11 protein-coding genes and 2 tRNA genes are annotated in these 11,925 nt (G+C 68.8%); 7 read left to right on the top strand and 6 right to left on the bottom strand.

The features are described 5' to 3' along the window. The first annotated feature begins 16 nt into the window (after positions 1 to 16). The 3 genes from rplQ (at position 17) to DFR39_RS16965 (ending at position 792) form a co-directional block, all read left to right on the top strand. Positions 17 to 412: a 50S ribosomal protein L17 gene (gene rplQ / locus DFR39_RS16975; RefSeq protein ID WP_133605039.1), complete on the top strand. Its 396-nt coding sequence runs from the start codon at positions 17 to 19 to the stop codon at positions 410 to 412. Positions 413 to 562: 150 nt separating this feature from the next. After that, a tRNA-Met gene (locus DFR39_RS16970) sits at positions 563 to 639 on the top strand. A gap of 76 nt (positions 640 to 715) precedes the next feature. Then, a tRNA-Met gene (locus tag DFR39_RS16965) sits at positions 716 to 792 on the top strand. Positions 793 to 913: 121 nt separating this feature from the next. Here DFR39_RS16965 and DFR39_RS16960 read toward each other — a convergent pair. The 4 genes from DFR39_RS16960 to DFR39_RS16945 all read right to left on the bottom strand — a co-directional run bounded on the left by DFR39_RS16960 (position 914) and on the right by DFR39_RS16945 (position 6,283). Beyond that, positions 914 to 2,635, bottom strand: a complete 1,722-nt coding sequence (locus DFR39_RS16960; protein WP_133605038.1) for a putative bifunctional diguanylate cyclase/phosphodiesterase — start codon at positions 2,633 to 2,635, stop codon at positions 914 to 916. Beyond that, positions 2,616 to 4,169 (bottom strand): methyl-accepting chemotaxis protein, encoded by a 1,554-nt coding sequence (locus tag DFR39_RS16955; RefSeq protein ID WP_133605037.1) that lies wholly within the window; start codon positions 4,167 to 4,169, stop codon positions 2,616 to 2,618. The genes DFR39_RS16960 and DFR39_RS16955 overlap by 20 nt, the downstream gene beginning before the upstream one ends. Positions 4,170 to 4,321: 152 nt before the next feature. Then, complete coding sequence (locus DFR39_RS16950; RefSeq protein ID WP_133605036.1) at positions 4,322 to 4,978, bottom strand: Crp/Fnr family transcriptional regulator; 657 nt, start codon at positions 4,976 to 4,978, stop codon at positions 4,322 to 4,324. A gap of 240 nt (positions 4,979 to 5,218) precedes the next feature. Further along, positions 5,219 to 6,283 (bottom strand): tartrate dehydrogenase, encoded by a 1,065-nt coding sequence (locus DFR39_RS16945; RefSeq protein ID WP_133605035.1) that lies wholly within the window; start codon positions 6,281 to 6,283, stop codon positions 5,219 to 5,221. Between the two features lie 172 nt (positions 6,284 to 6,455). Here DFR39_RS16945 and DFR39_RS16940 point away from each other — a divergent pair, with 172 nt between their 5' ends. After that, positions 6,456 to 7,400 (top strand): alpha/beta hydrolase, encoded by a 945-nt coding sequence (locus DFR39_RS16940; protein WP_162849569.1) that lies wholly within the window; start codon positions 6,456 to 6,458, stop codon positions 7,398 to 7,400. Here the strand turns inward: DFR39_RS16940 and DFR39_RS16935 are convergent. Beyond that, positions 7,385 to 8,299 carry a class I SAM-dependent methyltransferase gene (locus DFR39_RS16935; protein WP_133605033.1) on the bottom strand — a complete coding sequence of 305 codons (915 nt, stop codon included), beginning with the start codon at positions 8,297 to 8,299 and terminating at the stop codon, positions 7,385 to 7,387. The genes DFR39_RS16940 and DFR39_RS16935 overlap by 16 nt on opposite strands. Before the next feature lie 92 nt (positions 8,300 to 8,391). Between DFR39_RS16935 and otnI the strand changes: the two genes are divergently transcribed. From otnI to DFR39_RS16920, 3 genes are read left to right on the top strand one after another with little or no spacing between them, the layout of a single operon-like run. Then, positions 8,392 to 9,192: a 2-oxo-tetronate isomerase gene (gene otnI, locus DFR39_RS16930; RefSeq protein ID WP_133605032.1), complete on the top strand. Its 801-nt coding sequence runs from the start codon at positions 8,392 to 8,394 to the stop codon at positions 9,190 to 9,192. Positions 9,193 to 9,202: 10 nt separating this feature from the next. Further along, positions 9,203 to 10,657, top strand: a complete 1,455-nt coding sequence (locus DFR39_RS16925; protein ID WP_133605031.1) for an aldehyde dehydrogenase family protein — start codon at positions 9,203 to 9,205, stop codon at positions 10,655 to 10,657. Between the two features lie 13 nt (positions 10,658 to 10,670). Next, a complete protein-coding gene (locus DFR39_RS16920) occupies positions 10,671 to 11,453 on the top strand; it encodes a glucose 1-dehydrogenase (protein ID WP_133605030.1) in 783 nt (260 codons plus the stop codon). Positions 11,454 to 11,477: 24 nt separating this feature from the next. On the opposite strand, the gene DFR39_RS16915 is transcribed toward DFR39_RS16920, so the two are convergent. Then, a complete protein-coding gene (locus DFR39_RS16915) occupies positions 11,478 to 11,894 on the bottom strand; it encodes a PaaI family thioesterase (RefSeq protein ID WP_133605029.1) in 417 nt (138 codons plus the stop codon). Between the last annotated feature and the right edge of the window lie 31 nt (positions 11,895 to 11,925).

The following is an 11,925-nucleotide window of genomic DNA, read 5'->3' as shown; positions in this document are numbered from 1 at the left end:
GGAAAGGAAAAGCACCATGCGTCATCGTAACGGTCCCCGTAAGCTCAACCGCACCAGCTCGCATCGCGCCGCGATGCTGCGCAATATGGCCGTGTCGCTGCTGCAGCACGAAGCCATCAAGACCACGGTCCCCAAGGCCAAGGAACTGCGCAAGGTTGTCGAGCCCCTGATCACCCTGGCCAAGGTCCCGACCCTGGCCAACCGTCGCCTGGCCTTCGACCGCCTGCGTGACCGCGACATCGTCACCAAGCTCTTCAACGAGCTGGGCCCGCGTTTCCAGACCCGTCCGGGCGGCTACACCCGCATCCTGAAGATGGGCTTCCGCGTGGGCGACAACGCGCCGATGGCCTATGTCGAGCTGGTGGACCGCGCTGAAGAAGCCGCCCCGGCCGCCGAAGCCGCTGCCGAGTAATCGACAGAACGCGATCGAGTCCTTGCCCACCGTGGCAGCGACTCTTCTCGCTTGAAAGGCCAGCCACAAAAGGCTGGCCTTTTTCATTGCGCACCGCCGCATCGGAAACTGGCCAACGTCATTTTCCTGTGCTATACTGCTAGCTTCAGTCGCGGGGTGGAGCAGTCTGGTAGCTCGTTGGGCTCATAACCCAAAGGTCGTAGGTTCAAATCCTGCCCCCGCAACCAGAACATCATGGAAAGCCGCTTGCCAGTGAGCGGCTTTTTTGTCGGCGTAGCGCCGCCGACGTGAAACAAGAACAGGCGCGGGGTGGAGCAGTCTGGTAGCTCGTTGGGCTCATAACCCAAAGGTCGTAGGTTCAAATCCTGCCCCCGCAACCAACAAGTCGCAGCCGCATAAGGCTGTGCCAATCAAGCCAACCCAAGCGGTTGGCTTTTTTGTTGGCGAAAGCCTTGCTGCGCGTTGCGGCGGTGTTCAGGCCGGAGCCGACTTCCGCTTGGATCAGGGCGCGGCGCCTACCAGCGTCTGCAGCAGTTGTGGGATGTGTGCTGCGGCCACGGCGGGCGCGAACAGCCAGCCTTGCAGCTCGTCGCAGCCTTCGGCCTGCAGGAAGCGCCGCTGGGCGTCGGTCTCGACGCCCTCGCCAACCACCCGCATGCCCAAGGTCTTGGTCAGGCCGATCACCGCACGCGTCAGCACCGCATCGCGGGCATGGGTGCACGCGCCCTGAACAAAGCTTCGATCCATCTTGATGCGATGTACCGGCAGGTCACGCAGCTGGCCCAGTGAAGAATGGCCCATGCCGAAGTCGTCCAGGGCCAGTTGCACGCCGAGGCGTGCGACTTCTTCAAGCAAGGCCTTGGCCTGCAGACCATCGCCCATGGCCACGCTTTCGGTGATCTCGAGCTCCAGCAAGGCGGGGGGAATGCGCCATTGCTGCAGCAACTCAGCCAGATGCGACGCAAAGCGCGGCAAGCGCAGCTGATGCGCCGAGACATTGACGGCCACACGCAGCGCCAGGCCTTGGTCCAGCCAGCTGCGCAGCTGCCGGCAGGCCTCGTTGAGCACCCAGTCGCCCAGGGGCAGGATCAGGCCGCAGCGCTCTGCCACCGGGATGAAACGGGCGGGAGACACCATGCCCAGCTGTGCGTCCTGCCAGCGTGCCAAGGCTTCCACACCCAGTACGCGGCCGCTACGTGCACAGAGCTGGGGTTGGTAGTGAAGCTGCAGCCCGCCGTGACGCAGCGCTAGCTGCAGGCGGCCCTGAAGCAGGCTGCGCTCCGCCAGCTCCGCGGCCATGCGGCCGTCGAACACCCGGTAGGTGCCGCGACCCGCGTCCTTGGCCTGGTACATGGCCATGTCGGCATGCCGCATCAGCATGTCGGCACTGTTCCCGTCCCCCGGGCCGAAGACGATGCCGATGCTGGCGCCGGGCGAGATTTCGTGGTGGCCCAGCTGCCAGGGTTTCGCGATGCTGACCAGGAGTTTTTCCGCGACCCGCAAGGTGTCGGGCGCATGGGTTTGGTCCGGCAGCAGCACCGCAAACTCGTCGCCGCCGAGGCGGGCCAGCGCGTCGGAGCTGCGCAGCTCGCTTCGCATGCGCGACGCCATGTCCTGCAGCAGCCGGTCTCCCACATGGTGCCCGTGGCCATCGTTGACCGATTTGAAGTCGTCCAGATCGATCAGCAGCAGCGCCATGGATCGCTGGCTGCGCTGCGCCTGGGCGAGCGCCTGACTCAGCAGCTGATGAAACAAGGGGCGGTTGTGCAGGCCCGTGAGCTCATCGTGCGTGGCCAGGTAGTCGTTGCGCTGATGCAGGGTGTGCAGCTCGCTGAGATCGTGAATCACGGCCAGGGCCAGGCGCTCGCCCTCGGTCTCGAACAGGCCCAGCGAGATGTCCACGGGCAGCTGGCTGCCATCGGCGCGGCGCAGGCTGAGCCGGCTCACGCTGCCCATGGGGCGCTGCCGGGGCTGTTGAAAGAACTGCTGCAGATGCGCGCCATGGCGGCCGCTGGCGCCGATGGGCAGCAGCACATCCAGGGCGCGGCCATGCAGGGCGGACGGATCCAGGCCGCAGAGCCTGTGCATCGCCTCGTTGGCGCCACGGATGTGGCCTTGTTCATCCACCAGCAGCACGCCGTCGGGAATCAGATCCAGCCATGGCTGCCAGCCGTCCGGGCTGCGGACCGGCGGACACCGGGTCTCAGCCCCCCCGGAAGACATCGATGGCACGGCTCAGACTGTCCACCCCGCCGCGCAGGCTGCTCGCCGCCGCGCTGGACTGCTCGGCCATGGCGCTGTTCTGCTGGGTCATGTGGTCCAGTGCCTCGATGCGGCCCAGCATCTGTTCGATGCCCTGGGCCTGCTCGCCTGTCGCCAGTCTGATGCCGCCGATCAGTCCGGTGACCTGCTGAACCTCCTGCACCAGCTGGTCCATGGACAGCCGTGATCGCTGGACCAGATCGGCGCCGGTCTGCACCCGCTCGGCGCTGTCCTGGATCAGGGCCTTGATCTCGCGCGCCGCCTCCTGGCTTCGCTGCGCAAGTCGGCGCACCTCGGCGGCCACGACCGCAAAGCCCCGACCCGATTCGCCCGCCCGGGCCGCCTCCACGGCGGCATTGAGCGCCAGGATATTGGTCTGGAACGCGATGCCGTCGATCACGCCGATGATCTCGCCGATCTGCTCGCTGGAGCGGCTGATCTGCTGCATATTGCCCTGGACCTGATCCACCAGCTGATTCACCGAGGCGGTGGCCTGTGCCATATGGGCCGCGGCCTCGCCGCCCTGGGCCGCGGTCTGAGCGCAGTGACTCACGCTGGCCGTCAGCTCGGTCAGGGACGAGGCCGCCTCGGCCAGGCTCTGCGATGTCTGCTGCGTCCGCTCGCCCAGGTCGGCATTCGCGGCCGAGAGCTGGGAGGCCACGCTCTGCAGGCCATGGACCTGGGTGCCCACATCGGCCACCAGGGAGCGCACATTCAGCCCGGCCTGATTGATGGCGCGCAGTATCAGCCCGATCTCATCCACCCGGTCCAGACGCACATTGGCATCGAAGTGCCCCGCGGCCACGGCCGTGGCCTGGCGGCTGACCAGGGCCAGCGGCGCGGCGATATGGCGCTGAGCCAGGAAGTCGGCCCCCAGCAGCAGCAGGGCCACGCCGCTCAGGAGCATGGGCCAGGCGCCAGCGGGCACGCCTGCCAGGGCGCACAGCCCCAGCAACCCCAGGCCCAGGCCGGCGACGCCCAGGCGCAGCACGGTGCCCACCGACAGCAGTCGCCCCTGCTCGCGCAGCCGGGGCAGGCCAGGGCGCAGCACCAGACCACGGAACAGCTTGAGTCCCCGAAGGCTTCCGCTGCGCAGCCCGCTGTAGAGCCGCTCGGCGGCCGCCACCTCTTCGCGCGAGGGTTCGGTGCGAACCGAGATATAGCCCCGCAGCTGGCCTGCGCGCACCACCGGCGCCACATTGGCTCTCACCCAGTAGTGATCGCCATCCTGCCGGCGGTTCTTGACCAGCCCCGTCCAGGGCAGGCCGGCCCGCACCGTGGCCCAGAGGTCATGAAAGGCTTGGGGCGGCATGTCCGGATGCCGTACCAGCTTGTGCGGCGAGCCCATCAGGGCCTCGCCGCTATAGCCACTGGCTTCCACAAAGGCGGCATTGGCGTACTGGATGTGACTGTGCACATCCGTGGTCGACATCAGGGTGGCGCCGGCCGGAAAACGGTACTCGCGCTGGCTGACCGAGGGCGGATGCTGATCCATGCTGCGGGCTGCTCCTTCTCACATGCTGCACCCGTCGCGACCTGCTTCCGAGCAGAAGCGTCGCCGGGTTGGAGCTGACTATCGTCAAAAAGGCCGCGGCTTCCATCCGGGGCGATCGCCCCAATCGACCTCTGCTGTGCGCCAGCGCACAGTCAGGATGAAGACCCCGCGGCGATCTGCGCCAGGGCTTGCACATCCAGATGCACGAAGTGGCGATGGCGGCGCCTGACCAGGCCACGCGCCTCGAATTCGCGCCAGGTGCGGTTGATGCTCTCGCGGGTGACGCACAGCAGCTCGGCCAGCATGCCCTGGCTGGGCAGTTGCACGGCCTCCCGAGGCTGAAGCCCGGCCAGCAGCTGCAGGGCGCTGGCCAGGCGCTGCTCCAGTCCGGGCAGGCGCACCAGATGGCTCCACTCGGCCAGGGTCTGCACGGCGCGCCGGCTCTGGCGGCCCATGGTCCAGGGATGCTGGCCGCCCAGCGCATCCAGCTCATGCCAGAGCGATACCGGGAACTCGCAAATGGCCACCGGTGTGAGCGCCTGAACACTCATCAGATTGGACTGCCCCGATGCGGCCGAACGACCCAGCAGATCGCCCTGGCCGATCACGGCGATCGGCTGCTCACGCCCCTCGGGGCCGCGCAGCAGAATGGCCAGCAGCCCCGACTTCACGATGCGCAGGGTGCTGGCCTGCTCGCCCTGTTGCTGCACGCGGCACATGCGCGCAATGCTGCGGGCGCTGACCGAGGGCAGCTCCCGCCCAGGCAGGCGCTGCCGGTAGGCCTGTACCGGGCAATGCGGGGCGATCACACAATGGCCGCAGGGCGTGTCCCTGCCGGCGGAAGCAGTGCGGAAATGGGGCAGCAAGTGACGCAACGCACACGGGCCCGGACCGCTGTGCGATCCCCCGTGTGACTCAGGGCTTGGCCCCCAGGAGCGAGGGCCTTGCGCAAATTCTCACAAAAGCGCCATGGCGGCGCTGTGATGCAGCTCACATGGGGCCCAATTGCCCCACGGGCGTGCGCAGGGCGCCCCCGCCGCCGTGCCGATTCAAATCAGCGTGGCCACGGCCGTGCCCATCTCGGTGGTGCTGGCCCGTCCGCCGAGATCGCGCGTGCGTGGGCCCTGTGCCAGCACGGTCTCGATAGCGCCGAGCATCGCGTCATGAGCCGCACGCTCGCCCAGGAAGTCCAGCATCAGCGCGGCCGACCAGATCATGGCCACCGGGTTGGCGATGTTCTGCCCGTAGATATCCGGTGCCGAGCCGTGCACGGGCTCGAACAGCGAGGGGAAGCGGCGCTCGGGATTGAGGTTGGCCGAGGGCGCGAGGCCGATGGTGCCCGTGGTGGCCGGTCCCAGATCGGACAGGATGTCGCCGAAGAGATTGCTGGCCACCACCACATCGAAGCGCTCGGGTTGAAGCACGAAGCGGGCACTGAGGATGTCGATGTGCTGCTTGTCCACTCGCACACCAGGGAAGTCCTGCCCCACGGCATCGGCCCGTCCATCCCACCAGGGCATGCTGATGGCGATGCCATTGCTCTTGGTGGCCACGGTCAGCTGCTTGCGGGGCCGGCTCTGGGCGCGCTCGAAGGCGTAGCGCAGCACCCGGTCGGTGCCATGCCGCGAGAACACGGACTCCTGGATCACGATCTCGCGCTCCGTGCCCGCGAACATCACGCCGCCCAGATTGGTGTACTCGCCCTCGGTGTTCTCGCGCACCACGAGGTAGTCGATCTCGCCCGGCTTGCGGCCGGCCAGAGGGCAGGGCACGCCCTCGAAGAGACGCACGGGGCGCAGATTGATGTATTGGTCGAATTCGCGGCGAAACTTGAGCAGCGAGCCCCAGAGCGAAACATGGTCGGGCACCGTGGCCGGCCAGCCCACCGCACCGAAGAGAATGGCGTCCTTGTCCGAGAGCCGGGCCTTCCAGTCGTCCGGCATCATCTGGCCATGGGCCGCGTAGTAGTCGCAGCTGGCCCATTCAATGTGTTCCAGTTCCAGCTGGAAGCCGAAACGCTGTGAGGCCGCCTGCAGGGCGCGCAGGCCCTCGGGCATCACTTCCTTGCCAATGCCATCGCCGGGGATCACGGCGATCTTGTAGCTTCTGCTCATCGGGTGTCTCGTCAAAATCAATCGGGCTTGCCTGGCCCGCAGCGCCCAGCGCCGTCAGCGGGTCTTGCTGACGATACCTGTTTCCGGAGCGCACATCATGCGGCCCATGCGCTGTGCGCCCAGCCGGCTGTTCCTAGAATCCCGGCCGTCTCTCCACTGCTTCAACGTTGCGATGCCTTCCCTCAATTGCCTGTCCGCCCTGGGGCTTGCCCTGCTGCTGAGTGCTTGTGCCCAGACGCCACCGAGGCCCGCGGAACAGGCCGGCGATGTGCAAGACCCGGCGCTCGCCGCTGTCTTTGGCGGCTGTCGCGATGTGAAGCCCCAGCCCGAGACGCTGGCCGGGGCGCGCAGCTTCACCTATGCGCGGGCCGCGGGCCGCAGTCTTCGCGTGCATGTGTTCGAGCCCGCGCCACAGCCCGGTGCCGCCCAGCCCGGCCTGCGCCCGGCCGTGCTCTTCTTCTTTGGTGGCGGTTGGCGCGCCGGCCGGGTGGAGTCCTTCGAGCGGCAAGCCCGCGCCTTTGTGCAGTCTGGCTATGTGGCCCTGCTGGCCGACTACCGCGTCAAATGCCGTGATGGCAGCACGCCCCTGGATTCCCTGGAGGACGCCGTTGCGGCTTATGCGTGGTTGCGCGATCAGGCCTTGCAACTGGGTGTGGACCGCGATCGCATCGTGCTGGCCGGTGGTTCGGCTGGCGGCCATCTGGCCCTGGCCACCGCTCAGAAGGCCGTGCTCCGTGGCGAGCAGCCGGCGGCCTTGTGGTTGCTGAATCCGGCCGTGGACCTGGTGGGGCCTGCGCCCTGGTATCTGAAGCCGGTGGCGCTCTCCATCTCCCCCAGCCAGCTGCCGGTCTGGGATTTGCCGCCCACCTTGATCCAGCACGGGGAAGCCGATGTGGTCGTGCCGATTGCCAGTGTCCAGGCTTTCTGCGAGCGCGCACGGGCGCGTGACCGCGTCTGTGAGTTGCAGCGCTATCCGGGCCTGGGGCACAGCTTCTATCACCGCCGCACGCCGGAGCCGGCACTGCAAGGTCGCTCGGCCTACGAGGACACCTTGGCCCGAGCCTTTGACTTTCTGGCCGTACACGGCCTGCCGGGCGCTGATCAGGGCTGGCGGTAGACCAGCACCTTGAGCGCGCGCTCCGGCGCCACATCGGCAAACACCGGCGGATTGGCCAGGCGCTCCACGAAGACCAGGCCCGGCGCCTCGCGCGCCACGCCCTCGCGCAGGAACTCGCTGTCCAGCTTGGGCGAGTTCAGGCAGATCAGGGCGTGGCCGCCGGGTGCCAGCAGCTCGGGCAGGCGGCGCAGCAGGCGGGGATAGTCCTTGGTGTCGATGAAGCTGCCCTTCTGGTAGCTGGGCGGATCCATGATGACCAGCTCATAGGGCCCGCTGCGGCGGATCTTGCCCCAGGAGCTGAAGATGTCATGCGCCAGGAACTGCGCGCCCGCTAGGCCGTTGAGCTGGTGGTTGCGGCGTCCGCTCTCCAGCGCGCCGCGTGCCATGTCGTAGTTGAAGACCTGGGCCGCGCCGCCCTGCAGGGCCGCCACCGAGAAGGCGCAGCTGTAGGCGAAGAGGTTCAGCACCTTGCCGCCCGGCTGAGCCCGCGCCCAGTCGCGCACCCAGCGCCGGCCCTCGGCCATGTCCAGGAAGAGGCCATGGTTCTGCCCCCGCATCAGGTGCACGCCGTAGCGCGCGCCGGCTTCCTCCACCACATGGGGCTCGGGCACCTGGCCGCTCATCAGGCGGTTGCTGGCGCCGGCCTCGTCGCGGCATTGGTAGACCCAGCTCAGCGGCTCGCCCGGTGCGATCTCGGCCCAGCGCGCCGCCAGGGCCGCGCCGATGCGCGCGAGGGCCTCCTCGTCCATCGGGGCGAAGCTGGTCAGCAGCCACACGGGTGGATAGCAGTCCAGGGTCCAGGCCTCGCAGCCCGGATGCAGACCGCCGCGGCCATGGAAGTGGCGGCCGGCTTCACGCGGGTGGGGCAGGGTGGCAATGGTGTCAAGCAGGGCTTGCATGGGCGGTGGCTGTGCGCAATGGGGGCGACAGTGTAGGGGGCCCGTCCCGCCCGGCATCTGCTAGCGTGAGGGGCCGCAAGAGGAAAGCCCGCATGCCCCTGTTCGCCGCCAATCTCAGCCTGATGTACACCGAGCACCCCTTTGTGGCGCGTTTTGCCGCTGCGGCGCGCGATGGCTTTCGGGCGGTGGAGTACCTCTTCCCCTATGAACATGAGGCGGCGCTGCTGGCGCGCGAGCTGCGTGAGCATGGATTGCGCCAGGTCCTGTTCAACGCGCCCCCTGGGGACTTTGCCGCGGGCGAGCGCGGTCTGGCCTGCCTGCCCGGGCGGGAGGCCGAGTTCCGTGCGGGCCTGCTCCATCAGGCCCTGCCCTATGCGCAGGACCTGGACTGTCCGCGCATCCATGTGATGGCCGGCCTGGCGCCCCAGGGTGTGGCGCGCGCGCGCCTACGCGAGACCTATCTGGAGAACCTGGCCTGGGCGGCCGACCAGGCCCGCGCTGCCGGCCGCGAGCTGCTGATCGAACCCATCAACACCCGCGACATGCCGGGCTACTTTCTCAACCGCCAGGAGGAGGCTCACGCCATCGTGGCCGAGCTCAAGCGCCCCAACCTCAAGGTGCAGATGGACCTCTACCACTGCCAGATCGTCGAGGGGGACCTGGCCAGCAAGCTGAGTCAATACATCCCTGGCGGGCGGGTGGCGCACATCCAGATCGCCGGCGTGCCCGAGCGCCATGAGCCGGATCGGGGCGAGCTCAACCACGCCTATCTGCTGGCCCTGCTGGACGAGCTGGGCTATGCCGGCCATGTGGGCTGCGAGTACCGGCCCGGCCAGGCCGACACCTCGGCGGGCCTGGCATGGTTCGAGCCCTACCGGGCCACCCAGCGCTGAAGGAATGCCCATGCCTGCCGACGCCTGCGAAGTTCCCAGCAATCTGATCGACGGCCGGCCTCTGCCCGCGGAGTCCGGCCAGACGCTCCCGGTGCTGGACCCCGCCGATGGCCAGGTCTTCACCCGGCTGCCGCGCAGCGATGCGCGCGATGTGGACGCCGCGGTGGCGGCCGCGCGTCGCGCCTTCCACGGCCCCTGGGGTCGGGCCACGGCCGCCGAGCGCGGCCGCGTGCTCAGCCGGCTCGCAGCCCTGATCCTGCAGCAGCACGAGGCCTTGGCCCAGCTGGAGTGCCGCGACACCGGCAAGCCCATCCAGCAGGCCCGGGCCGACATCACGGCCTGCGCCCGCTACTTCGAGTACTACGGCGGCGCGGCCGACAAGCTGCATGGCGAGAGCATTCCCTATGCGGCCGGCAGCACCGTGATCGCGCTGCGCGTGCCGCATGGCGTGACCGGCCACATCATTCCCTGGAACTACCCGGCCCAGATCTTCGGCCGCTCGGTGGGCGGGGCCCTGGCCGCCGGCAATGCCTGCGTGGTCAAGCCGGCCGAGGACGCCTGCCTCACGCCCTTGCGCATCGCCGCCCTGGCCCTGGAGGCCGGCCTGCCGCCGGGCGCGCTGAACATGGTCTGCGGCCTGGGCGTGGAAGCCGGCGCGGCCCTGGCCGCGCACCCGGGCATCAACCACATCTCCTTCACCGGCTCGCCTGGCACCGGCACGGCCGTGGCCCAGGCGGCGGCGCTCAACCATGTGCCGGTGACGCTGGAGCTGGGTGGCAAGTCGCCCCAGATCCTGTTTGCCGATGCCGATCTGGACCTGGCCCTGCCCGTGCTGCTCAACGCCATCGTGCAGAACGCCGGCCAGACCTGCGCGGCCGGCAGCCGGGTGCTGATCGAACGCCGCATCTATGCCCAGGTGATGGAGGCGCTGGCCGCGCGCTTCGCGGCCCTGCGCACCGGCCCCGGTCTGGCGGGCCTGGACTGTGGCCCGCTGATTAATGCGCGCCAGCTGGCGCGGGTGCAGGCCCTGGTGGAGGGCGGTCTGGCCGATGGCATCCAGGCCGTGGCCCGGGCTCAGCTCGCCCCCGAGGCGCCGGCCGGGGGCTTCTACTTTGCGCCCCTGCTGCTGGACGGCGTGCCGCCCGATCACGCCATCGCCCAGCAGGAGCTCTTCGGCCCGGTGCTGGCGGCCTTTGCCTTTGACAGCGAGGAAGAGGCCATCGCCCTGGCCAATGGCACGCCCTACGGCTTGACCGCCGCCGTCTGGACCCGTGACGGCGCGCGTCAGCTGCGCTGCGCCCATGCCATCGAGGCCGGCCAGGTCTTCATCAACAACTACGGCGCCGGCGGCGGCATCGAGCTGCCCTTCGGCGGCATGAAGCATTCGGGCTACGGACGCGAGAAGGCCTTCGAGGGCCTGCGCAGCTTCACCACCATCAAGACCATTGCCATCTCGCATGGCTAAGGAGAGCACCCCCATGACAGCGAAGAATCTGCAGGACCGCGTGGCCATCGTGACCGGCGCGGGTAGCGGCTTTGGCGAAGGCATCGCCAAGCTTATGGCCGAGCGTGGCGCCAAGGTGGTGGTGGCCGATATCCGGCTGGAGGCGGCGCAAGCCGTGGCCCAGGCCATCCAGGCCGCGGGCGGCCAGGCCATCGCGGTGGGGGCGGACGTGACGCGCAACGAGTCGGTGGGCGCCATGGTGGCGGCCGCGGTGGAAGCCTTCGGCGGCCTGGACATCCTGGTCAACAACGCCGGCACCACGCACAAGAACCGGCCCATGCTGGAGGTGGACGAAGCCACCTTCGACCGCGTCTATGCCACCAATGTGAAGAGCATCTATCTGGGCGCGGTGCATGCCGTGCCGCAGTTCCGCAAGCAGGCGGCGGCCGGGCGCCGCGGCGGGGTGATCATCAATATCGCCTCCACCGCGGGCGTGCGGCCGCGCCCGGGCCTGAGCTGGTACAACGGCAGCAAGGGCGCGGCCGTCAATCTCACCAAGGGCATGGCGGTGGAGCTGGCGCCCGAGGGCATACGCGTGAACGCGGTCAATCCGGTGATGGGGGTCACCGGCCTGATCCAGGACTTTCTGCCCGGCGAGGACAGCGAAGCCACCCGCGCCAAGATCATCGCCACCATTCCCCTGGGGCGCCTGTCCACGCCCCTGGATGTGGCGCGTGCCGCGGCCTTCCTGGCCAGCGATGAGGCCGAATTCATCACCGGCGTGGCCCTCGAGGTGGACGGCGGGCGCTGCATCTGAGCCCGCAGGGCCCGCCCGCGCCGCTCAGCCGCGTGGGTAGAGGATCATCTGCGTGCAGCGGAACAGGGCCAGGGTCTTGCCGCTGTCGCGGTGGGTGACCACGGCGTCCCAGACCTGGGTCGTGCGGCCGCCGTGATAGAGCGTGGCCACCACCTCCACCACGCCCTCGCGCGCCGTGCCCAGGTGGTTGGACTTGAGCTCGATGGTGGTGAAGCTCTGCGCGCCATCGGGCAGGCTGGCCATGCAGCCATAGCCGCAGGCCGTGTCGGCCAGCGTGACCACGCTGCCGGCATGCAGATAGCCATTGGGCGCCATCAGGTGTGGCGCCACGGCGAGTTCGGCCCGCGCCTCGCCAGCGGCGAGATGCTGGACCACGATGCCCAGGTGGCCGGGCAGGCTGGCATCGTGACGGGCTTGGAATTCGGGGGCGAGCAAGGTCATGGGGGGAGCGCGGTGTTGGGCGGAGCCGGCA

Source organism: Roseateles asaccharophilus (assembly GCF_004362405.1).
Taxonomy (GTDB): Bacteria; Pseudomonadota; Gammaproteobacteria; order Burkholderiales; family Burkholderiaceae_C; genus Kinneretia; species Kinneretia asaccharophila.
Note: the sequence above shows the minus strand (reverse complement) of the source record. Positions and strands in the feature narration are given on the sequence as shown.